The sequence below is a fragment of the Dokdonella sp. genome (genome assembly GCF_041395345.1).
Taxonomy (GTDB): domain Bacteria; phylum Pseudomonadota; class Gammaproteobacteria; order Xanthomonadales; family Rhodanobacteraceae; genus Dokdonella.
The window spans coordinates 60,994-84,035 of record NZ_JAWLAR010000008.1; the positions used below are offsets into that span (position 1 = coordinate 60,994).

22 protein-coding genes are annotated in these 23,042 nt (G+C 61.5%); 13 read left to right on the forward strand and 9 right to left on the reverse strand.

Annotated features, from left to right (window positions below; genetic code table 11):
- Positions 1–9: 9 nt before the first annotated feature.
- Positions 10–1,938 (forward strand): DUF4231 domain-containing protein, encoded by a 1,929-nt coding sequence (locus R3F00_RS08800; RefSeq protein ID WP_371281413.1) that lies wholly within the window; start codon positions 10–12, stop codon positions 1,936–1,938.
- 40 nt (positions 1,939–1,978) lie between these two features.
- Here R3F00_RS08800 and R3F00_RS08805 read toward each other — a convergent pair whose 3' ends face one another.
- From R3F00_RS08805 to R3F00_RS08825, 5 genes are all read right to left on the reverse strand, one after another.
- A complete protein-coding gene (locus R3F00_RS08805; protein ID WP_371281414.1) occupies positions 1,979–3,649 on the reverse strand; it encodes a hypothetical protein in 1,671 nt (556 codons plus the stop codon).
- Between the two features lie 123 nt (positions 3,650–3,772).
- On the reverse strand, positions 3,773–4,966 hold the full coding sequence (gene nhaA / locus R3F00_RS08810; protein WP_371281415.1) for a Na+/H+ antiporter NhaA: 1,194 nt from the start codon (positions 4,964–4,966) through the stop codon (positions 3,773–3,775).
- A gap of 151 nt (positions 4,967–5,117) precedes the next feature.
- On the reverse strand, positions 5,118–6,101 hold the full coding sequence (locus R3F00_RS08815; protein WP_371281416.1) for a malate dehydrogenase: 984 nt from the start codon (positions 6,099–6,101) through the stop codon (positions 5,118–5,120).
- 28 nt (positions 6,102–6,129) lie between these two features.
- Positions 6,130–6,483, reverse strand: a complete 354-nt coding sequence (locus R3F00_RS08820) for a glutaredoxin family protein (protein ID WP_371281417.1) — start codon at positions 6,481–6,483, stop codon at positions 6,130–6,132.
- Between the two features lie 14 nt (positions 6,484–6,497).
- Complete coding sequence (locus tag R3F00_RS08825; RefSeq protein WP_371281418.1) at positions 6,498–7,694, reverse strand: pyridoxal phosphate-dependent aminotransferase; 1,197 nt, start codon at positions 7,692–7,694, stop codon at positions 6,498–6,500.
- Positions 7,695–7,901: 207 nt separating this feature from the next.
- Between R3F00_RS08825 and R3F00_RS08830 the strand changes: the two genes are divergently transcribed.
- Entirely contained in the window at positions 7,902–8,171 is a 270-nt protein-coding gene (locus R3F00_RS08830) for a GlsB/YeaQ/YmgE family stress response membrane protein (protein ID WP_371281419.1), read from the forward strand.
- Between the two features lie 117 nt (positions 8,172–8,288).
- On the opposite strand, the gene R3F00_RS08835 is transcribed toward R3F00_RS08830, so the two are convergent.
- Positions 8,289–8,810 carry a peptidylprolyl isomerase gene (locus R3F00_RS08835; protein WP_371281420.1) on the reverse strand — a complete coding sequence of 174 codons (522 nt, stop codon included), beginning with the start codon at positions 8,808–8,810 and terminating at the stop codon, positions 8,289–8,291.
- Between the two features lie 417 nt (positions 8,811–9,227).
- Between R3F00_RS08835 and typA the strand changes: the two genes are divergently transcribed.
- The 8 genes from typA (at position 9,228) to R3F00_RS08875 (ending at position 17,119) form a co-directional block, all read left to right on the forward strand.
- Complete coding sequence (typA, locus tag R3F00_RS08840; RefSeq protein ID WP_371281421.1) at positions 9,228–11,057, forward strand: translational GTPase TypA; 1,830 nt, start codon at positions 9,228–9,230, stop codon at positions 11,055–11,057.
- Positions 11,058–11,060: 3 nt separating this feature from the next.
- On the forward strand, positions 11,061–11,738 hold the full coding sequence (locus R3F00_RS08845) for an ATP-binding protein (RefSeq protein WP_371281422.1): 678 nt from the start codon (positions 11,061–11,063) through the stop codon (positions 11,736–11,738).
- 154 nt (positions 11,739–11,892) lie between these two features.
- On the forward strand, positions 11,893–12,270 hold the full coding sequence (locus R3F00_RS08850; protein ID WP_371281423.1) for a DUF4345 domain-containing protein: 378 nt from the start codon (positions 11,893–11,895) through the stop codon (positions 12,268–12,270).
- 162 nt (positions 12,271–12,432) lie between these two features.
- A complete protein-coding gene (locus R3F00_RS08855; protein WP_371281424.1) occupies positions 12,433–12,981 on the forward strand; it encodes a DUF2878 domain-containing protein in 549 nt (182 codons plus the stop codon).
- Positions 12,978–13,769: a DUF1295 domain-containing protein gene (locus R3F00_RS08860; protein WP_371281425.1), complete on the forward strand. Its 792-nt coding sequence runs from the start codon at positions 12,978–12,980 to the stop codon at positions 13,767–13,769. The genes R3F00_RS08855 and R3F00_RS08860 overlap by 4 nt, the downstream gene beginning before the upstream one ends.
- A gap of 57 nt (positions 13,770–13,826) precedes the next feature.
- Positions 13,827–14,870, forward strand: coding sequence for a cyclopropane-fatty-acyl-phospholipid synthase family protein (locus tag R3F00_RS08865; RefSeq protein WP_371281426.1), 1,044 nt, complete (start codon positions 13,827–13,829; stop codon positions 14,868–14,870).
- 187 nt (positions 14,871–15,057) lie between these two features.
- Positions 15,058–16,107: a L,D-transpeptidase gene (locus R3F00_RS08870; protein ID WP_371281427.1), complete on the forward strand. Its 1,050-nt coding sequence runs from the start codon at positions 15,058–15,060 to the stop codon at positions 16,105–16,107.
- 241 nt (positions 16,108–16,348) lie between these two features.
- Positions 16,349–17,119, forward strand: coding sequence for a murein L,D-transpeptidase catalytic domain family protein (locus R3F00_RS08875; RefSeq protein ID WP_371281428.1), 771 nt, complete (start codon positions 16,349–16,351; stop codon positions 17,117–17,119).
- Between the two features lie 41 nt (positions 17,120–17,160).
- On the opposite strand, the gene R3F00_RS08880 is transcribed toward R3F00_RS08875, so the two are convergent.
- Positions 17,161–17,523, reverse strand: a complete 363-nt coding sequence (locus tag R3F00_RS08880) for an STAS/SEC14 domain-containing protein (RefSeq protein WP_371281429.1) — start codon at positions 17,521–17,523, stop codon at positions 17,161–17,163.
- Positions 17,524–17,804: 281 nt separating this feature from the next.
- Here R3F00_RS08880 and lepB point away from each other — a divergent pair, with 281 nt between their 5' ends.
- The 3 genes from lepB (at position 17,805) to R3F00_RS08895 (ending at position 20,298) form a co-directional block, all read left to right on the forward strand.
- Positions 17,805–18,479, forward strand: a complete 675-nt coding sequence (lepB, locus tag R3F00_RS08885; protein ID WP_371281430.1) for a signal peptidase I — start codon at positions 17,805–17,807, stop codon at positions 18,477–18,479.
- Between the two features lie 239 nt (positions 18,480–18,718).
- Complete coding sequence (locus tag R3F00_RS08890; RefSeq protein ID WP_371281431.1) at positions 18,719–19,396, forward strand: DUF3011 domain-containing protein; 678 nt, start codon at positions 18,719–18,721, stop codon at positions 19,394–19,396.
- A gap of 44 nt (positions 19,397–19,440) precedes the next feature.
- Entirely contained in the window at positions 19,441–20,298 is an 858-nt protein-coding gene (locus R3F00_RS08895) for a lytic transglycosylase domain-containing protein (RefSeq protein ID WP_371281432.1), read from the forward strand.
- Positions 20,299–20,560: 262 nt separating this feature from the next.
- Here the strand turns inward: R3F00_RS08895 and R3F00_RS08900 are convergent, their stop codons facing one another.
- Together R3F00_RS08900 and R3F00_RS08905 are read right to left on the reverse strand one after the other, a co-directional pair.
- Positions 20,561–21,229 carry an SOS response-associated peptidase gene (locus R3F00_RS08900; protein WP_371281433.1) on the reverse strand — a complete coding sequence of 223 codons (669 nt, stop codon included), beginning with the start codon at positions 21,227–21,229 and terminating at the stop codon, positions 20,561–20,563.
- Between the two features lie 135 nt (positions 21,230–21,364).
- Positions 21,365–22,801 carry a PQQ-binding-like beta-propeller repeat protein gene (locus R3F00_RS08905; protein ID WP_371281434.1) on the reverse strand — a complete coding sequence of 479 codons (1,437 nt, stop codon included), beginning with the start codon at positions 22,799–22,801 and terminating at the stop codon, positions 21,365–21,367.
- Between the last annotated feature and the right edge of the window lie 241 nt (positions 22,802–23,042).

The window sequence follows — 23,042 nt, forward strand, 5'->3', positions numbered from 1 at the left end:
GTGTTTGGCATGAATTTCGTTGCAGCAAGGGCCGTTGCCGGACAGCCCTCGTCGCGGGCTGCGAAAAACCGGAAGCGGGCGTTTCATGCTTCGTGCAATACTTCCGACCCGAGCTCGTTGCGCCGCAAGTCGACGGGGACGCTGCGCGAAGTCATGGCTGCCTTCCAGCACGGACATACCGGGAGTGGCACGGGGTTTTCATTGGCCAGCGAACCTGCATCCATTACGCCGTTGATCGTCGGCGTCACCAGCCATCGAAACCTTGCCGGCGGCGAGGTGGCCGCACTTCGCGAGCGCGTTCGGCACTTCTTCCTGCAACTTCGCGAAACCTTTCCCGACCTGCCGCTGGTCGTGCTGTCCGCGCTGGCCGAAGGCGGCGACCAGCTGGTCGCCCGCGAAGCGCTCGAAGCGGGCGCCCGCCTGATAGCTCCCCTGCCCCTGTCGCGTCAGTCCTACATGGAAGATTTCGACGATAGCGCAAGTCGCGATGAGTTCGTCCGTCTGTGCGAGCGCGCCGAAGTTGTCCAGCTGCCCTTGCTGGCGCGAAACTCGGCTTCAGGCGTTTCCGTACGTGGCGCCCAGCGCGATGCGCAGTATGCCGAAGCCGGGGTTTTCGTCGCCAGCCACAGTCACATCCTGCTGGCGATCTGGGACGGCCGCGATTCCGATCTGGTGGGAGGTACCGCGCAAATCGTCCGCTACTACCTCGATGGCGTTCTTCCCGGCGTCATCGAACGGCGCAGCGGTGCGAGAAGACTGCTTGATCGTGGGGACGAGAGCCTGCTCTATCACATCGCCTGTTCGCGCTCGGACAACGGGAGTCCGGTCAGGCCACCCTTGGAGACCTTGCAGGCCCTTGAAGCGCGCTGGCTGACCCAGAGTTCGATCCGCCCCTCCGCCGAAGGCATGCCAACGGAATTCCGCCAGGTCTTTCGTCGCATGGTCCAGTTCAACGCCGATGCAGACAAGTATTGCGAAGACCTGATAGGCAGGGCTGCCGATCCGGCCTCGGCAGCCAAGCAGGAAAAGCCCGCGTCGATTGATCGGCTGTTTGCCGCTGCGGACCGGCTGGCCATGCATTTCCAGCGCCGGGTGCTGCTGGTGATGCGCGGCATCCACGTGCTGGCCGCGCTGATGGGCATTGCCTTTGTCTGCTACTCCGACCTGCCGAGCGGCCTGGTCAATCAGGCAGACATGATCTACCTGTTCATCCTGCTGTTCAGTGCGGGCGTCATTCTCGACCGCCTGGCTCGCCGCCGCGAATGGCATCGCAAGTACATCGATTACCGCGCCCTTGCCGAAGGTCTGCGCGTGCAACGCTACTGGTACCGCGCCGGCGTTGCCGCGGCCGACTCGATCGCGTTCGCCCACGACAACTTCATGCAGAAGCAGGACGTGGAGCTGGGCTGGATCCGCAACGTGATGCGTGCGGCAGGGGTCACTGCACCCGATCGCGAAGGCGTCAGCGAACCCGAACTGAAAGCCGTGATCGAGGAGTGGATCGGATCACCCGATCGCGATGGTCAGCTTGGCTACTACGCGAAGCGATCGGAGGCCCGCATGCGCGTGCATCGGACCACCCACCTGATAGCGCGATTGTGCCTGTGGACCGGCATGACGCTCGCTGTCGGCCTCGCGCTTTTCCACGGACGCCTCGATGACGACCTCACCACTGCGCTCATCGCGGCGATGGGCGTGCTGGCAATCATCGCCGCTGCGCGCGAGTCGTACTCCTATCGCAAGGCCGACAAGGAGCTGATCAAGCAGTACGTATTCATGCGCAACATTTTTTCGGGCGCACGCCAGGCACTGGCCGAAGAAAAGGACAGGCGCGGACAACAGGAAATCCTGCGTGCCCTGGGCGAAGCCGCCCTTGCCGAACACGCCGAATGGGCGTTGACCCATCGCGAGCGCCCGCTCGAACACGGAAAGCTCTAGTCGACCCCCGAATTCCGATTCCCTTCCCTGTAAAAGGGCACTATCCGGCGTCGTGCCTGCTCAGGAAGGCTCGGGCCTCGAGCAGTCCCGGCAATTGCGGGTCGGCCGAATGCCAGATCGCTACCAGCTTCGAGTAGGTTTTCGCAGCCGCTTCTGCATAACCACCCGCCACTTGCGCTCGTGCCAGCCCGAGCAAGGAGAGCGCTCGGAGTGGCGCCATTTCCAGCGAGGCGCTGAATGCGGCCGCGGCTTCATCAGGCTTGTCCCGGGCCAGCAGCAATTCACCGAGCAACTCCTGCGGCGGCTTTACCGAAGGCGGCGGTCCGAAATCGAAGGCCATGCCTTGCAAGCGCTCGACCGCGGCGCGAACCCGCGCCAGCGCCACCTCGTGCTTGCCGCGCTTGAATGCTATCAGCGCCGTAAGATTGTCACGGAATATGTCCAGGTAGCCCGGCAAGGCGAGGAACTCGGGGTCAGGCTGGCTCGATGCAATGAGTTTCTCGAGGGATGCCAACGCGGACTCTGCCGCATCGAGGTCGCCACGCTGGGCCGCGGCATAACCGCTGACGAACAAGGTTTCCGCCTGTGCGTAGACATCCTGCATCTCAGGCATGGCCAGCTTGACCGCTGCTCCGTCCCAGTCGCCCGACTCGATGATGGCAGTCGCCCGCATCGTCGGCAGGGATCCAGCGTAGCGTTCGGCGAGCCGGGCTTCGCCGGCCTTGCCTTTCAGTTCGGCCAGGGCAGCCTTGCCGGTTTTCTCGCAGGAAAGCAGCATCTGGCCTGCTTCGAGGTATCGACCCTGCTGGAAGTAGCCGTATTCCAGCCACTCGCTGTAATGGCCGCAGCGCAGGACCGGTTTGCCAGTCGCTCGCGCATGCGCATAGACGACCCGTGTCGCTTCCTCGTTGGCCTGGACAAGATCATCCCAGAGGCCAAGCGCAATGAAGATATGCGAAGTCATGTGCTGGGCATGACCGGCGTCCGGTGCAATCTTCGACAGCGCGCGCGCCGCCTCGATCGCACCGTTGGCATGCTCGGGATCGTCCATGCCATGGATCCAGTAGTGCGCGGCGCCCGGATTCAGCGGGTTCTTTGCAAAGACGCGCTTCGAAATCTCGGCCGCGCGCAGGTAGTCGGGCACGTTGCGCACGCCCTGACTGCGGCCCTCCAGCGCCAGCGCGTAGAAGAGCTGGGCTTCGTTGTCTTCGGGCCAGGCCTCGGCGAGCGCCTTCATCGCCTCGTAGTAGCGGGCATCCCGGGATGGCTTGTCGCCTTCTCCCGAATACAGGATCTCGACCGCCTCCAGGTAGGCTCGCTCTCGTTCCGTCGCGGCCTTGGCGGATCTTTCCGCAGGCGTGTTGCCGAGTTTGGCAAGCGCCTTGCGGCCGGCTTCCTCATCAAGCTGGTTCCAGAGCGGATGATTGTGCGTCATCGCCTCGCCCCAGACCGCCATCACGAAATCGGGTTGCAGCGATTGCGCTTCGACGAATGCGAGAGCCGCATCCTCATATTCGAACAGATGCAGCAGCAGGGCGGCGCGCTCGAATGCTGCCTGGGCCTGTGCGGATTTCGCTGAGGTCGGAAACTCCACGGTGCCAAGGCCGGCCGTCGGTGCGTGGCCCTCCACTTCGTGCGCAGCAAGCGGTGCGATTCCGAGGCCGATCGTGATGAGAAACCAGAGCATTGCAGACCGATAGGCGTTTCCCATGATCAATCCCTCCACATGATGGACAGGCGAAATCCCGGGCCTGGCGACAGGTCGATCAACACGTCCGGCCTTCAATGCGGCGACGCCTCAGCCGCAGGCCCGCCTTGCACACCTGCTGTCGAATCAATCGGACGATTCGGTTTTCGATTCGGATCGCGAGCCGGCCAGGCGCAGGACGATGAAACCGAGGATCCCCGCAACCAGCGAACCGCCAAGGATGCCGACCTTGACTTCGCTCTGCAGCGTCGGATGGTTCGCAAACGCCAGCAAACCGATGAAAAGGCTCATCGTGAAGCCGATGCCGCAGAGCAACGCCACGCCGCACAGCTGGCTCCAGCTCGCTTCCTGCGGCAACCGCGCAAAGCCGAGCCCGATCGCAACGCTGGAAAATCCGAACACACCGATGATCTTTCCGAGCAAGAGACCGAGGGCGACACCGAGGGTCAACGGGTCGACGAGGTTGCTCACGCTGAGCCCCTCGAAGGACAGGCCGGCATTGGCAAAGCCGAACAACGGAATGATCAGGAACGGAACCACGTTGTGCAGTGAATTCTCGAGCGTGATCAGAGGCGGATCATTGAGCTCGTTCTTCATGCGCAGCGGAATCGTGAGCGCCAGCGCAACACCGGCGAGGGTGGCATGAACGCCCGAACGAAGAACCAGGAACCAGAGCAAGGCGCCGAGCAACATGTAGGGCCACAGGTTGCGCACACCGCTGCGATTCAGGACGACGAGCACGGCCAGGACACCCGCAGCCATGAGCAGGTATTGGGTGGACAACTCGTTCGTATAGAACAGCGCGATGATGATGACCGCACCGAGGTCGTCGATGATGGCCAACGCGGTCAGGAATACCTTGATCGATACCGGAACCCGCTTTCCGAGCAGGGACAGCACGCCAAGGGCGAAGGCGATATCGGTCGCGGTCGGTATGGCCCAGCCGCGCAAGGCCTCCGGATCATTGCGATTGAACGCGAAGTAGATCAATGCCGGCACGAGCATGCCACCGAGGGCGCCGATCCCCGGCAGAACACGTCGCGGCCAGCTCGACAGCTGTCCGACCAGGATTTCTCGCTTGATCTCGAGTCCGACGAGCAGGAAGAAGACGACCATCAGGCCGTCGTTGATCCAGTGCAGGACGCTCATGCCGGCGACATAGGCATGCAGGGATTCGAAGTAAAGCTCGGAAACCGGCGAATTCGCCACGATCAGGGCCAGCGCGGCAGCGGCCATCAGCACGAAGCCGCCCGCGGCTTCGCCCCGCATGAAGTCGGTCACAAGCGCTATGGGTTTGCGGATGATCGGTGTTCGAAGCATCTATCCGTGGTCCGTGGCTGGGAAATCCGGGCAGTTGTCGTACGCGCCAGCACGTCAACAGGAAGTTGAAGACTCCGGCACCGCCCACGCCCGAAGTCTCGCACAGCAGGATCCGGCCTGACGAGCCGCATCCTGCTCAAGGCGAGCGATGCTAGCTCGCGAACAACTTTTCGACGGCGGCACGCTCTTCGCGCAATTCCTTCTCTGTGGCCTCGATGCGGGCCCTGGAGAATTCATTGACGTCGATTCCCTGCACGATCGAATACTTGCCGTCCTTGATCGTGACCGGATAGCCGAAGATCACGCCCGGTTCCACACCGTAGGAGCCGTCCGACGGAATACCCATCGACACCCAATCGCCCTCGGCCGTACCGTGCGTCCAGTCGCGCATGTGGTCGATGGCAGCCGAAGCGGCCGACGCTGCGGACGATGCGCCGCGCGCCTTGATGATGGCCGCGCCACGCTGCTGCACCAGCGGAATGAACTCGTCCGCGTACCAGGACTGGTCGACGAGACTCAGAGCCGCCTTGCCCTTGACCATGGTCTGGTGGATATCCGGATACTGGGTCGAACTGTGGTTGCCCCAGATCGTGACCCTGGAGATGTCGGTATTCAGCGCGCCGGTCTTTTCCGCGAGCTGGCTGATGGCGCGGTTGTGGTCGAGTCGCACCATCGCGGTGAAGCGACCGGGATCGAGATCCGGTGCGTTCTGTTGCGCGATCAGCGCATTGGTGTTGGCCGGATTGCCGACCACAAGCACGCGCACGTCGCGCTTTGCGTGGTCGTTGATCGCCTTGCCCTGCGGGCCGAAGATCGCGCCATTGGCTTCGAGCAGGTCCTTGCGCTCCATGCCCGGTCCACGCGGGCGCGCACCAACCAGCAGGGCATAGTCGACATCCTTGAATGCGACATTTGCATCGTCGGTCGCGACGACGCCGTGAAGGGTCGGGAATGCACAGTCATTGAGTTCCATGACCACGCCATTCAGCGCCGGCAGCGCGGGCGTGATTTCGAGCAGGTGCAGGATCACCGGCTGATCCGGGCCCAGCATGTCGCCAGCGGCAATACGGAACAGAAGTGCATAGCCGATTTGACCGGCAGCACCGGTAACGGCAACTCGGACAGGAGCTTTCATTGCATCAACCTCGCAGTATGTGGGGTGGTTACTGTTTGCTGGGTGTCGGAATCAGGTCGGCGGCGGTGAGCAGTGCGCGTGCCCGTTCCGGAGAGTATCCATGCACGGTCCTGTCGCCGACCAGCAGAATCGGTACGCCGCGACCCTCAAGCATTTCGTAGGCGTACTGGCCCAAGCGGCTCGACTCGACATCGATATCGCGGAATTCGACGTTCCAGTCGGCCAGGTCAGCGCGCAACCTCTTGCAGTAGCCGCAGGTCGATGTCGACAGCATGATCACCGGATCATCTCCAATCTGCTCGCGCAGGCCGACCATGTCGACTTCCTGCGTACAGGCCGAAAGCAGGCCCAGGATCAATCCCAATGCAAGCGCGCGAATCATGCAGGACCTCGCATTCATTTCAGTTCGGCGAAGAATTCCTGGAAACGCTGCATGCCAGGCGCCAGCTGTTCGGCCGGACAGGTATAGGAAATGCGCAACGCCAACGGATCGCCGAAGGCGCTGCCCGGCACGCAGGCCAGACCCTTCGCCTCCAGCAGGACACTGCAGAAATCCACGTCGTTGTTGATCTTGATGCCGTTGTGCGACTTGCCAAAGGCACAGGAAATATTCGGGAAAGCGTAGAAGGCGCCCTGGGGACGCGGGCAGATGACCCCGGGAATGGCGGTCAGCGCGTCATAGACCTGGTCGCGCCGGGCGGAGAACTCTGCATTCTTTTCGACCGGCACATCCTGGGGACCTTCCAGGGCCGCACGCGCGGCTGCATTGACCACTTCGGGAACGTTCGTGATGTGGTTGGAGTTGAGCGTGACCACGGCATTGGCCACCGATTCCGGCCCCGCGATGAAGCCGACGCGCCAGCCCGGCATGCCGTAGGTCTTGGAAATCGAGTCGACGTGGATGACGCGATCGCGCAACTCGGGGCGCGCGTTGACGAAGTTGTGGTAGCCGACGCCGTCAAAGACCATGCGGTTGTAGATGTCGTCGCAGATCACCCAGACATCCGGGTGGCGAACCAGCACATCGGCCAGCGCGGCGATTTCCTCCTTCGTGTAGACCATGCCGGTCGGGTTCGAGGGATTGTTGAACAGGAATACCTTGGCCCCGGGCAGTGCTGCATCGAGTTGTTCCGGCGTGAGCTTGTAGTTCTGCCCGGACGGACACGGCAGCATGCGTGCCTTGGCATCGAGGATTTCGGCCAGGTCGAGATAGGTGGTCCAGTACGGCACCGGGAACACGATCACATCGCCGGCGTCGAGCAAGGCTTCGCCGAGGTTGTAGAGCATGTGCTTGGCACCGATGCCCGTCGCCAGGTTGGAACGCTGGTAACCGGTCAGGCCGCCTTCCTCGAGATGCTTGAGAAACGCGTCAAGCAGGCCATCCGGGCCGCGGTTCGAACCGTACTGCCCACTGTCCTTCTCCAGCGCATCGCGGGCCGCCTGGTAGACATGCGGGCCGGGCAGGAAATTGGGTACACCGATCGAGAAACTGATGATGTCCCGACCTGCAGCCTTGAGTTGCTTGGCTTTTTCGGCAATCAGCATGATTGCGCTGGGCTTGGCTCGACTCATTCGGGCGGCTAGACGCGGCATGAAAACCTCTTGAGCTGGATGTGGGGGGGCGATAAAAAGCACGCGATTTTAGCACAGGGATCGCAGCGGTTCGGCTGTCATCCCGACCATCCCGGGCGCGACGCCCGCCCTGCCTGCAAACAATCCTGAAATTCGATCCCGAGTGCAGCAAGCGGGTGCAATCGGTTGTAGAGTGCGCCTGATCTTCACCAGCAGAGGGCAACCCGGATGGAAATATTTGGCGGCACCAATGGCATCTTGATGACCATCATCATCGGCTTTCTGGTCGGTATCGTGGCAAAGATCCTCAAACCCGGGAAAGATCCGGGCGGGTTCATTGTCACCATCCTGCTCGGTATTGCCGGTTCCTTCATCGCCACCTTTCTCGGCAAGACGCTGGGCTGGTATCAGGCAGGACAGACGGCCGGATTCATCGGATCGGTGATCGGCGCCATCATCCTTCTGGTGCTCTACAGCCTCGCCACCAGGAAAAAGTAGTCACCAGCAAAAGAAAAACGCCGGGAAACCGGCGTTTTTTTGTTCAATTCGGGTAGAGACAGGCTGCAGCTGATGGTTGCGCATCCGACCCTGCCCGCCGGTGCTGCCCTGCTCGGCCTACTTGTTTGCATCCAGAACCGCATTCCACTTCTCGAGCTGCGGCTTGGCCTTCTCGAACACGGCGCTGGTATCGCCATCAATGGTGATCGATTCGATGGTATCGCCACCACGAATCGCATCGACCACTTTCTGGTCTTCGGGCCCGTCGACCATGCCGAAAACCGTGTGCTTGCCATCCAGCCACGGAGTCGCCACGTGGGTGATGAAGAACTGACTGCCATTGGTTCCCGGACCGGCGTTCGCCATGGACAGCACGCCGCCTGAATTGTGCTTGAGTGTAGGCACGATCTCGTCCTCGAAACGGTAGCCCGGCCCACCCGTGCCGCTGCCATTCGGACAACCGCCCTGGATCATGAAATCGGGGATGACGCGGTGGAACGTCAAGCCGTTGTAGTAGCCACGCTGCGCCAGGTTGACGAAGTTCGCCACCGTGATCGGGGCCTTGTCGCCGAACAGATTGACCCGGATCGGACCGCGCGATGTGGCAAACAGTGCAGTCAGGTGTGACGATGTATTCATTACTGGGCTCCGCTTTACGAACTGCCTAGCCTAAACGATTTCGGCGTATTCGGCAGAATGAGGTTGTCGGGAGGCAGTTCGACACCGCCAGGGCCGGCGGCGCCCTCCTCGACAGGATCCTGCACGTCCTAGTCCGACGGGACTGACGGGCTGGTAGAAAAATACCGACCGTGACCGACCGCATCGCGGATTACTCGCCAATCCCGGCGAATCCGTTCTCGATGGCAGGATTCGGGTCAAGGGGTCGACAGGGGGTCGCCAGCACCCGCGCCCGGCAAAGGTCGCCCACGGTGTCGAAATCCTGGAAAATTCAAGCGCTGGTCATGATTTACGGGCATAATATGCGGCTGCCGGTTTCCCGCGGCCCCTTACTCCCTTCCCTGTGACGGCCCATGACGAGGTCGCCCGGTATTTCGTATGTCTATTGAAAAACTCCGCAACATCGCGATCGTGGCCCATGTCGACCACGGCAAGACCACCCTGGTCGACTGCCTGCTCAAGCAATCCGGCACCTTCAGCGAACGTACCGTGCTCGCCGAACGCGTGATGGATTCGAACGATCAGGAAAAGGAACGTGGCATCACGATCCTGTCCAAGAACACCGCGATCACCTGGCGCGACAACCGCATCAACATCGTCGATACGCCGGGCCATGCCGACTTCGGCGGCGAAGTCGAACGCGTGCTGTCGATGGTCGATACCGTGCTGATCCTGGTCGACGCGATGGACGGACCGATGCCGCAGACGCGCTTCGTAACCCAGAAAGCCTTCGAGATGGGCTTCAAGCCCATCGTCGTGATCAACAAGGTCGATCGTCCCGGCGCGCGCCCGGACTGGGTACTCAACGCTACATTCGACCTGTTCGACCGCCTCGGCGCAACTGACGAGCAGCTCGATTTCCCGGTCGTCTACGCCTCTGCGCTGCACGGCTACGCCGGTCTCGATTCCGATGTGCGTTCGGGCGACATGACCCCGCTCTACGAAGCGATCATGAAGCATGTCTCGCCGCCGCAGGTCGATCCGGACGGTCCGTTCCAGATGCGCATCAGCCAGCTCGACTACAACAACTATGTCGGCCTGATCGGCATCGGCCGCATCCAGCGCGGCAAGGTGCGTACCAACATGCAGGTGGCCGTGGTCGACAAGGACGGCAAGAAGCGCAATGCGAAAGTGCTGCAGGTGCTCGGCTTCATGGGCCTGGAGCGCCGTGAGGTGGACGAAGCCGAAGCGGGCGACATCATCGCGATCAACGGCATCGAGGGGCTCAGCATTTCCGACACCATCTGCGCGCAGGATGCGCCTGAGCAGTTGCCGGTTCTGCACGTCGACGAGCCTACTATCAGCATGACCTTCCAGGTCAACAATTCGCCGTTCGCCGGGGTCAAGGAACACAGCGGCGGCAAGTTCCTGACCAGCCGCCAGATTCGCGAGCGGCTGATGCGCGAAACCCTGCACAACGTCGCCATGAAGGTCGAGGAAACCGAGGATCCGGACAAGTTCAAGGTGTCCGGCCGCGGCGAACTGCATCTGTCCGTGCTTATCGAAACGATGCGGCGCGAAGGCTACGAACTGGCCGTGTCGCGACCGGAAGTCATCATCAAGGAAGTCGATGGCGAGATGCAGGAGCCCTTCGAGCAGCTCGTCGTCGACATGGAAGAACAGTTTCAGGGCGGCGTCATGGAGCGTCTCGGCATGCGCCGCGGCAAGCTGGTCAACATGGAGCTCGATGGTCGCGGCCGCGCGCGCCTCGAATACATGATTCCGGCTCGTGGCCTGATCGGCTTCCAGACCGAGTTCCGTACCGTCACCGCCGGCACCGGCCTGCTCTTCCACGTGTTCGACCACTACGGTCCGCGCTCGGAAGGCGCCATCGCCAAGCGCAACAACGGCGTGATGATCTCGAATGGCCAGGGCCCCTCGCCTGCCTACTCGCTGATCAGCCTGCAGGAGCGCGGACGCCTGCTGATCAGCGAAGGCGACGAAATCTACGAAGGCCAGCTGGTCGGCATCCACGCCAAGGACAACGACCTCACCGTCAATGCCCTGCGCGCCAAGCAGATGACCAATGTGCGTGCCGCCGGCAAGGACGAGACCGTGCAGCTGACGCCGCCGGTGAAGATGTCGCTCGAGCAGGCGCTGGAGTTCATCGAGGACGACGAGCTGGTTGAAGTCACGCCCAAGCAGATCCGCCTGCGCAAGAAGCACCTGACCGAAAACGACCGCAAGCGCGCTTCCCGCGCCGCCTGAGTGATGGTGCCCAAAGCAATACTTGTCGCCTGGAGTGGCGGCAAGGATTGCCTTATGGCACTGGAGCGCTTGCTCGCCGATCCGCAGTGGCGGGTAACGGGGTTGCTGACCACGATGGATCGCGCTGCCGACCGCGTCGCCATGCACGATGTGCCGGTCGATCTGGTTCGTGCGCAAGCCGCTGCGCTTGGACTGCCGCTGACCGAAATGGCCATCGACTGGCCTGCTCCGAACGAGGCATACGAATCCGCCCTGGCCGCCGCGCTCGCCCATGCGCGCGCGGATTGCGCCGACCTTCGGCATGTGGCGTTTGGCGACCTGTTCCTTGCCGACCTGCGTACCTGGCGCGAGGACTCGCTGAGTCGACTTGGCTGGCAAGGTGTATTCCCGCTCTGGCACCGACCCACCCGCGAGCTGGCCGAATCATTCATCGGCCATGGCCATCGGGCGCTCGTCACGACGGTCGATCTCGAACAACTGGACGGTTCCTTCTGCGGTCGCGACTACGACAGCGAGTTCCTGGCCGACTTGCCCGCGTCGGTCGATCCCTGCGGGGAGAACGGCGAATTCCACACGTTCTGCCATGCCAGTCCCTTGTTCAGCCGGCCGCTGAAGCTGGAGATAGGCCTCTCGAGGACGAAGTCCGAGCGATTCCGCTGCATGGATTTGCGCTTGCTCTGAGCAAGGCCACCACAGGAATTGCTGCCGCTGCGAGCGGAGCGCGTGTCCTGCACGGCATGCATAGGGGATTCGCACGCATCCAGACGACGTCGCCCTTGATCCGTCTGCCATTTGCTGCCTACTCTGCGCTACCAACATTCAGTGGAGTTCGTGCATGGCCGCCATCTACCTTTGGATCAATGCGGTTCTCTACACACTGCTTGCGATCTGGTGCACGCTGATGCCGGCAAGAACCTCGCAGGCAGTCGGCTTTGTCGAGCTTTCGAACTCGGGGCAATCCGAATTTTCGGTGATCTACGGCGGCATGCAATTCGGCTTTGCCTTCCTGTTTGGCTGGGCGGCTCTGAGCGGCAACTACCGATTCGGCCTCGTCTTCGCCTTGTCGATCTACATCCCGATCCTGTTGTTCCGCATCGTCAGCCTCATGCGCTTCTGGCCGGTCTCGACGACCACGCTGGCGACCGGAGCACTGGAAGTGATACTCACCGTTGCAGCACTTCTGCTCTGGTTCAACTCTCGCAGCATCGATTGAACGGTAATCGCGAAGGATTTTTCGAAGCCCTGCGCTCTCGTCGTTGTTGCCAATCGAGCTCGAATCCCGACTCCCGAGCAGATCGAAGCTGCGCCGAATCCGATACGCAGCAATGCATTGCATCAAGCAGAATTGACATGGCGAATACGGCATGAGGCCCGCATGAAGACCTGGATCAATTTCATTGCCTTCCAAGTGGTCTGGTTCGCCGCCGTGCTCGGCGCCGCCTATGGCTATGGCTGGGCAGGTCCCGTCGCGCTCGCCGGCTTCGCGGTCTACCACCTGCGCCCGGGCGTGCGTGAACGCGGTGACGTCAAGCTGATGGTTCTCGCCCTGCTGCTTGGCTTTGTTACCGACACGCTGATGGCGGCTTCGGGATTCTCGCGCTATGCCTCGGCGATTCCAGCGCCGCCACTGGCACCGTTCTGGATCCTTTCGCTCTGGGCCGGGTTCGCCCTCACCCTGAATCATTCGATGCAGTGGTTTACCCGGCGCCCGCTTCTGGCCGCGCCGCTGGCCGCCGTGTTCGGCCCGATCTCCTACTACGGCGCAGGCCGTGCCTGGGGAGCCGTGAGCATCGCCGAGCCGATCGGACTCGCGCTGGCTGTGCTTGCAGTCTGCTGGCTGATTTCAATGTCGATACTCTGCCTCGCAGCAGAACGGTTTTCGCGACCCGACCCCGAAACATCACCGCTGACGAGGATGCCATGAGCGGATTCACTCCTGTCGCAATCGTCTGGATCGTAGCCAGCGCCATCATGGTCTGCGGCTGGCTGTACCAGCGCCGCACGCGCAACGCGGGCATCGTCGATGCCCTCTGGTCGGCCTGCATGGGGGCCAGCGCCGTCTTCTATGCCCTGACTGGCAGCGGCGCAGTTCTTCCGCGCGTGCTGGTGGGCGCCATGGGCGCCATCTGGGGCCTGCGCCTCGCCGCGTACATCTGGCACCGTGTCCTCCACGAAACCGAGGATGGCCGCTACGTCGCCCTGCGCGCACGCTGGAATGACGATCAGGGCAAGTTCCTGATCTTCTTCCTTGCCCAGGCTCTGTTCACGGCGATCTTTTCCCTGCCATTCTGGATTGCTGCGCACAATCCGGTCGCGGAATGGACGGTCTGGAGCGTTCTCGCCCTGTCGATCTGGTTCATTGCCCTGCTCGGCGAATCGATTGCCGACCGCCAACTAGCGAAATTCCGCGCGGACCCTTCGAACAAGGGCAAGACTTGCCGCCAGGGCCTGTGGCGGACATCACGCCATCCGAACTACTTCTTCGAATGGCTGCACTGGTTTGCCTATGTGGCCCTGTCCGTCGGCACGGGCGCCGGCTGGGTGGTCGCCAGCCTGATCGGACCGGCCCTGATGCTGGGTACCCTCTACTGGGTCACCGGCATTCCGTACACGGAGAAGCAGGCCCTGCGATCGCGCGGTGACGACTACCGGGAATACCAGCGCACGACCAGTCCGCTGATTCCTTGGTTTCCGCGCAGTTCCGACTCCTAACCCGGACGCGGTCCGGACGGCGGCCAACACTTCATCGATTCTTGCAGGCCACCCGAAATGCATGAAGAAGACCTGCCCACCCGCTGGGCCGAGCGCGGATTGATCCCGGACTGGCTGCTGCGCATCGGCATCCGACGTCAGTGTGCTGCTCGTCTGGCCGAGGAAAAATCCGCCGGCATCGAGGCGACCTGCGAACGCCAGCGCGCACGCATCGAGGAATTGCGTGCCAGCCCCATCGCCATCGAGACCGATGCGGCCAATACCCAGCACTACGAACTTCCGGCAGCGTTCTTCGAACACTGTCTCGGCGCGCGCCTCAAGTACAGCGCGTGCTATTGGGACGAAACCACGTCTGACCTGGACGCTGCCGAGCTGCGCATGCTCGAGCTGTACGAAGAGCGCGCGCAACTTGCCGACGGCCAGACCATTCTGGAGCTCGGCTGCGGCTGGGGCTCGCTGACACTGTGGATGGCGGCCAGGTACCCGAATGCCAGGATCACGGCCGTATCGAACTCCGCCTCGCAACGTGAGTTCATCGAGGCACGCTGTCTCGAGCGCGGCTTGAGCAACGTCAAGCTGGTCACGATCGACGTCAACCAACTCAAGCGGGAAGAAAATGAGTTCGACCGGGTCGTCTCGATAGAAATGTTCGAGCACATGCGCAACTACGAGCACCTGCTGAAACGCATCGGATCCTGGCTCAAGCCGGGAGGCAAACTCTTCGTGCACATATTCTGCAACAGGAACCTGCTCTACCCGTTCGAGACCGCAGGCGAGAAGAACTGGATGGCTCGACACTTCTTTACCGGAGGCCTGATGCCTGCCGCGGACACGCTGATGCATTTCCAGAACGATGTGACGCTTGAACAGCGCTGGCTGATTCCCGGCACGCACTATGAGAAAACCGCCAACGCCTGGCTGCGGAATCACGATCGCAATCGAGACAATATTCTGGATGTACTTGCAGGAAGCTACGGACCAGAACAGGCCAGACTCTGGAATCAGCGCTGGCGCATGTTCTGGATGGCCTGCGCGGAGTTGTTCGGTCATGCGCACGGGGCGGAATGGATGGTGGCGCACTACCGTTTCCGGCGCCCATGAACCGGCGCGGACACGTGATGTAGCGAAGTGGGGACGGCGCAATTCCGATACGCGGCATGCGACTCCCACGAAGCATGCAGGAAGAAACCCGGCCGGCGACCCTTGCGAATTCTGTGGACAGGTGCAACCAACATGCCGTCGACGCTGATACCATCGAAGCTTGAGTCCTGAACTTTCCGGGCCTGACATGACCAACAAGACGTCTTCGCTCAAACCACTGGTTCTCCTGCTTGTCCTGACCGTTTCGTTCACTGCCTGGGGCAGCCTCAGGATTTGGGGCGACGTGTCTTCAATGCCCGCCGATACCCGAGTCGAAGAACTGGCTGAAGGCCAGTGGGTATGGATCCCGGATGCGGCGCCGCAAGGTCCGATCATGGTCGTTGTCAGCCTTTCCGAACAGAGGGCACACGTCTATCGAAACGGCGTGGAGATCGGATACTCGGACGTCAGCAGCGGCAAGAAGGGGCATGAAACACCCATCGGGGTATTCACTACCCTGCAGAAGGACCGCGACCACCATTCCAGCATCTACAACAATGCATCGATGCCATACACGCAGCGTCTGACCTGGGGTGGCGTTGCATTGCACGCTGGAGGATTGCCGGGCTACCCGTCGTCGCATGGCTGCGTCCATTTGCCGACAAAGTTCGCGGAAGCATTGTTCGAGGCCAGCCCGCTCGGGATGACCGTCATCGTTTCGCGAGAAGGCGAGTCTCCAGCGCAAACCGTGCATCCACTTGAAGTCTCTCCTTCGGCAGGTGCCCTCGCGGAAAGCGACGAGCAAGAAGGCTCGGCCACTCTCGAATACGAGTTGAGTCCATGGATGTCACAGCAAGGTCCGCTTTCAATCGTCTTGAGCACTTCGGACGAATATCTGGTCGTGATGCGGAACGGCATCGAAATCGGCAAGGCGAAGGTAAGGATCAAGAATGGAGAACCTCTCAAGGGAACCCATGTCTACGTGGCGCACAAGCCGGTAGCGGGCGAAGAGACACCCGAAGGTTCGCCCCACGCGCGCTGGATGGCCGTTGCAGTAACCGGTCACGAAGAGGAAGCCGGCCAGGTGCTTTCGCCGACACAGCTCTCGAGAATTGAAATGCCCGGCCGCTTTCGACGCGAGATCCAGGGCATGATCGAGGCTGGAACCACCCTCGTGGTCACCGAGTCGGCTATCACGCCGCATTCGACGGGAATGGAACTGGCTGTGGTCAGCGACAGGAGCCCTGAAGAAACCTGATCCGGGCCAGATGTGGAATCGAAAGCGGTTTGGGCCCGCGGTAGCCGAATACAGGCCAGGGCCATCCGGCGCCATCCCGGGCTGTCGTGAAGCGCCTGATCGATGATCAAGTGCCGATTCCGTCACGTCTCCTGCACGCAAGGGCTTGAAAAGTGGCCGTTGCGCAATCAGTTCCCCGGACGCTGGCGTCCCGTTCAGGTTTGATGTGACGACCATTCGCTATTCTCTTCCGGATCCTGCCTTGACCTCAGCCATGCACAAGTTCTTCTCCAGCCTGATCCTGATTGCTGCATCCGTGGCTCATGCGCAGACCGATGACGGCCTGGTTTTGCGCTTGTCGCGACTGGCTCCCGAGGCGAATCCCAGCGTCATTTCGCTGGGCGTGCGGGCTGCGCATTGCGCGGCCAGTCACGAAAGCGAGCACGCCAGGACGGTTGCGATCATCGACTACTCCAAGCCATCCACCGAGGTGCGCATGTGGGTGTTCGACCTGGCCAGCGAGAAATTGTTGTACGCCGAGCGCGTTTCGCACGGACAGGGTTCCGGCGACAACTTCATGACGCGATATTCGAATCGCTCGGGCAGCCACCAGACCAGCATTGGTCTGTTCCGTACCGGCGATGAGTACCATGGCAAGAACGGCTACTCGATGCGCCTGCACGGGCTGGATTCCGGCTACAACGACAAGGCCTACGAACGAGCCATCGTCGTGCATGGCGCACCGTACGTAAGCGACAGCGCGGTCAAGCAGCTCGGACGCCTCGGACGCAGTTGGGGATGTCCTGCGGTTCGTCTGGAAGTCGCCAACAAGCTCATCGACGACCTCAAGGGTGGCAACTACCTGTTCGCCTACTATCCGGATGAGAAATGGCTGGCGGAGTCACCCTGGTTCGACTGCGAATCTTCCGAGGATGCCCGTCGAACCGTCCATTCCGGGCTTCTGGTGCCGGTCGACGAAGCCATCGCGGGCGAACCCGCAGAAAACGCCGCAATCATGCGTCCCAGCTCCTGAGCTGACGCATCACGAACGCGACGCGCGTATCGCACCGGCGACTATTCGGCCAGCCATTCCCTCGCTGCGGCCAGCCCGGCCTGGTCGAACACACGGACCTGACCTGGCATGGCAAAGCCGAACGACTTCACCGACCAGCGTATCCAGTCGACGTCGGTGACCACGGCAATTTTCTTCCACGAAGCAAGATGCCGAAAACCGACCTTGGCATCGTCCCACATCGCTTCGAATTCGTATTTCTCGAATTCCGGCGTGATGTGGTAAAGCAGGCCGATCTTCTGGCCACCGGCAGTCGCGGCATCGACGGCCGGCATCAACACCTTCTCGTAGTCCTCGGCGGAAACCTTTCCGGATAGCTCGAATCCGATGACATGTTCGGGAAGTCCGGCTATGAGCTTGATCATTTCGCCCTCCAATTTGTCGGGAATCGGACCGCACATCTCGTGTCCAGTGCGCTCCACGCGGTCCGTACCATTCCAAACGGCACCGTGGCACACAGGCTTTTGACAACCGCATGCACGTTTTGTTCTGACTGTGTGCAGTCGCGGGCGCGCATGTCCACATGCCTGCACAGGAAGCTCTGGCCGCGGCATTCCTGCCGCTGTCGGGTTCACCCTTGGGCGACGCGGAAACTTTCAGCGTGCGGGCGCGGTCCCTTGGTGATCCACGACAGGGGAATGCCGTCATGAAAACCTGGCTACGAAACAATCGCGGCGTACTGATATTCATCGTCTGCCTGGGTCTGTTCCGCACCGCCGTGGCTGACTGGAACCCCGTTCCGACCGGTTCCATGCGGCCTACCATCCTCGAAGGCGACGTCGTGCTCGTGAACCGTCTTGCCTATGACCTCAAGGTACCGCTGACCGATTTCTCGCTGGCCAGGCTGGGCGAACCGCAAAGAGGCGATATCGCCACTTTCAGTTCTCCGAAAGACGGTACGCGACTGATCAAGCGTATCGTCGGATTGCCCGGCGACACGATCGAGATTCGCGACAACACGCTGCTGGTGAACGGTCAACCTGCCAGTTACTCGAACCTCGATTACGTGACTGAACAACCTCGCCCCGGTGTCTATGTCAAGGCCACCCGCGTGACCGAGCAGGTGATCGGCAGCCGGCGAGAGGTTCAGTTCTTTTCGCCTGCAGGCCCGGCCTCTTCGTTTGGACCCGTGCAGGTGCCCAACGGCGAATATTTCATGATGGGCGATAACCGCAACAACAGTGAAGACTCGAGATACATCGGTTTCGTGCCTCGCGAAAACCTGATCGGGCGCGCGGGCCGCATTCTCGTATCGGCAGACATCAAACGGGACTGGAGTCCTCGCCCGGAGCGGACGTTCAGCCGGCTGAATCCCGAGTAGCGATATGCGAGGCAAAGCTTCGGCGCAATGAATGTGGCATCGGTTTTGACGATCTGCTATTAATTGCCTCGCTCGCGCTGGTCGATTCATTGCACTTCTTGCGCAACTGGTGCGCAGAGCTTTTCCTTCTGGCGATCGAGCACATGCAGGTTGGCGCGTACCAGCCTTCCTCGGTCCAGCAGCGATTGTGACGGTCCTGCACCGGAGCGATCGTTCAAAATCCAAGGGAATCGCAAACCATGAAACTCGTTATTCAAAACGCTGTTTTCGGCGGCATCGTACTGCTTGTCATGGGCTGGTCATCGACTGCGCTGGCCGACTACAAGATCACCTGCGAGAGCAAGGGCAACCGCCACAACACCTGTCGCTTGAACCAGGCCGGCTATGTGACTCTATCCAGACAATTGTCGGGATCAAGCTGCCGACAGGGGCGCGACTGGGATTACGATCGCCGCGAAATCTGGGTCGACGATGGCTGTCGGGCCGAGTTCAAGGTCCACACCTACGGCAACAGCGGCGGAAGCAGCAGTAGCAGCAACAAGACCGCAACGGCAGCAGGCGTCATCGTCGGTGCGGCTCTGCTCGGCGCGCTGATCAGCAACTCCAAGCACAAGGACGACGCAAGATATTCGGATGACAACTACTACGGCGGTCAGCACACCTCATACGTGCCGGGCTGGATGGTGGGCACGTTCGAAGGCTACAACTCGATGTATGGCGTTTCGGTCACCCTCGATATCAGTCCCGATGGCCAGGTCCTGGTCAACTCCGAAGGCAATCAGTTCAATGCATGGATCAATGATGGCCGACTGCACACGGACGATGCGGTTTTCAACCTCGACCAGGTCAACGGCGGCTTCATCACTTCACAAGTGGGTGATCGCGCCAATGAGGTCCGCTATCGACGAGTCCGCTGAGTCGGATTCAGGGTGGCGCCCCGTACGGGCGCCACACCCCCTCGATGTCACGCACGAAATCGCTGCAGCGCCGACTGGCAAGCACGGTAGCGCGACGAACACGGCAACTGTTCCTGCACAATGCTGTTCGAGTCATCCTGGCTGCGCTTGTTCCAGGCGTATTTCCTGCTGACGCATTGGCGCGGACGGTTTGGCGCTGCGTCCTTGACGGCACGGTCAGTCTGTCGACCGCAGCGGAACCCGGATCCGAGTGCACGCCTCAAACGCTGGATGACGATGCTGCCGCCCTGCCCAATCTCTGGGGAACCATGGGTGATTTCCAGGGCACGCTCTACCAGCGCGAGCAAGATGGGAAAACCGTTTACGGCACCCGCAAGCTGCCCGGCTCAAAGCCCCTGTTCGGGTTCTCGGTCGCTACACCGGCGCACTCGCCAGCGCATGCGGGGCTCGGCCAGGTCGGCCCTCCACGGCTAGATCTGTATCGCAGCGAATTCAGGGCGGCCGCACGCCGCACGGGCGTCGACGAGGCCTGGCTGCGCGCGATCGCGCATGCCGAGAGCTATTTCGACGCGAGTGCCGTATCGGAAAAAGGTGCGCGCGGTGTCATGCAACTCATGCCCGATGTCATCAGCGACTACGCGGTCGAGAATCCGCATTCGGCAAGGGATTCGATCCTGGCCGGCGCAAGTCTTCTGAAGGCGCTCGATGCGCACTATGGTGGCGATCTCGTCCGAGTCGCCGCAGCCTACAATGCAGGAATCGGCACGGTCGACGAATACGGTGGCGTTCCGCCCTACGAAGAAACTCGAATCTATGTCGCCAAGGTCACCGAACTCTATGCAAACTATCGGAAGGCGATGGGCCTGGTCGTCCGCCCCATGCATCTGATTCCGGCACAGTAGGCGTCCTCTTCAGACAGGCACGCCCCATGCACTTTGAAAACCGGGTTCGCGACGATTGCGCCGCCTGATCCGAGTTGCCTTTTGGGAGAGCGAAAGAAGGTGCTGCCATGAATCAATTCGTCTGCATCTTCCATCGTATTGGTATCGGCAAGGAAAGCCGAGCCGGGCGCGACCCAGGTCCACAGGAACATGAGCGCCGAAATCGCATCGAGGGCAGCGAACTGAAGTCGCTGCAGCCGCGACAGTGGCGCGCGCTCCGCGTTCACACCGGTTCGATCAGTTGCGGCCCTTGGTTGCGCACGTTTCCGACTGCCTTGCCAACCGGATGCCATTCGAGGTCGGGCAAGGGCGCGGCGTGGGCGATCGCCGATGCCTGTTCGCCACTGCCCTCGATCCAGCCGCGATGCAGATCCGGAGGCAGCATGAGCGGCATGCGGTCATGCAGCTTTGCAAGTTCACCTTCGGCATCCATCGTCACGATCGAATAGGTTTCAACCGGCTCGGCATCCTTCGGGCACCAGCGCTCCCACAATCCTGCGAACATCAATACCGGCGAATGCGCGGGATGAATGTAATAGGGCTGTTTCTGCTTGCCCTCGCCCGGCCATTCGTAATAGCCCGATGCCGGAACCAGGCAACGACGCGATTTCCATGCCGAGCGGAACGCCGGCTTGCTACTGGCCGTTTCGACCCGGGCATTGATCGTGTTGTAGGCGATTTTCGCATCGCGGGCCCAGGCCGGAATGAGGCCCCAGCGCATCCGGGTTGCATGCGCCTTGCCCTCGCCATCCCCGACCAGAACCCAACCGGGCTGGGTCGGCGCCATGTTGTAGGCGGGTTGCGGATCCTCCTCCGGCAAGGTCAGTTGCAGACCTCCGGAAAACTCCCAGATCTCGCGCCAGGTGTAGTAGCTCGAAAACCGACCGCACATGATCCTGTCCTCGCGCTGCGCCTCTCGAACCGGACTGGCGGCTGCAACGCCTGATTGATCGTGGCTGATAATGCCACGACAACTTCTCGCGTGCGCATGACACGGCGGGCCGGTTACACCATCTCGCGCGCTCGGTCATTGGAGCGGGAAGGAGAAAAGGGAACCTTCGATCGTCGCAACGATGATGTGATCGCCGCTGCGCACGGGCGAACCGGCGATGCCCCACTGATGCCCGCCAGTGTCAGCCAGAGGCCAGCGCGACAGCAACTTGCCGGTCTCGCGATCCAGTGTGCTCAAGCTGGCCTGGTGCTTGACGAAATAGGGCGCGCCGCCTGCTGCGCCCGCGTAGATCCGATCCCCGACGAGGAGTGGCGTGCCCCAGGTCCAGCCGCGAACATCACTGCGCCAGTGAACCTTGCCGTTGGACGGGTCAATCGCACTGACCCGGCGCAGGTCGGACGATCCGACATAGAGCACGCCATCGCTGATGACGGGTGTCGACTCGACCCAGGAGCCCCAGAAATACAGGCGCCAGACCTCCTCGCCGGTGTTCGCATCAAGTGCGAACAATCCGGCACCACGGTTGCCGATGTAGACGCGTCCGTCCTCGATCAAGGGCGTCGCGTTGACGTCGGCGCGCGTGTCGTACCGCCAGCGCTCGACGCCGCTGTTCCTGTCGAGTGCGTAGACGAAGTGATCGGCGCTGCCAAAGACAACGCGTTCCGCATCGACCGCTACCGCATTGCGAATCTTGCCATTGGTGCCGAAGCGCCACTTTCGCTGGCCGCTGGTCGCATCGATCGCATGCAGGCTGCCCTCACCCGATCCGACATAGATCACCTCGTCAGCGACGACGGGTGTGGCCGCCTGCCAGTCCCAATCGAACACGGTCGGATGTGGAAGAATGCGCGGCACTTCCGCATCGCCGAGCGCGTATCGCCACACTTGCTGGCCATTCACACGGTCCAGCTTGTAGAGATATCCGTTGTCGCTGGCGAAAAAGACGGCATCCGAAGTTACCGCCGCGCCGCCAAATATCGGAGCACCGGCAGAGAACGTCCACCTGATTTCTCCCTTGACGGTGTCCACTGCATTGAACACGCCACCTGTTCCGCCCACATAGGCAACACCATCCAGAACCGCAGGAGTCGCGAAAACCTGGCCCCCGAGGCGCGTCTGCCAGAGAGGAGCCGGACCTGTCGGCACATCCGGAATCGGCGATTCGACAGGAATGGAATTGACCCGTGTCAGCAATGCCTTGCTTTTTGGTCCGGGAAACGTGCCGGACAAGGTGTCGCCTTCAAGGGTCAGTGACAATGCGAACGGTTCCACGACTACGCGGTCGCCATCGCGAACGATCTCCGAAGTGTCCGGATAGTCAAACACGTTGGTGATGGGCTGAGTGAAGCGCATGCGCAACGTGCCCGTGTCGTCGCGCCTGAATTCGAATCCGACCTCGATGCGTTCCTTGTCGGTTCCTGCGGTTCCCCACCATTTCCCCTCGAGCGGATCCGTAGCTGCCGACGCGGCGTGCACGGAAGTCGAACGCGTGGCGAAGGCACTGATGACCAACAGCAGAAAACACCCAAGTTGAAACGACCTGGCTGAGACGCCAGGGCCCGGGGTAGCGGAAGCTGTCCGACAAGACATGACTTTTCCCCTTTCGCAAGCAGGCAAAACGGACACCCTGCTGGTGCCCGGTCGACACCGTCAATAGGACGTGCTTGATCCATGCTGTGCCGATCCCTCGGCTCTGGCCTGTGCTGGAAGTCAGAATGCAGGATGGCCCATGCGCAGCGGAAATGAACCGGGC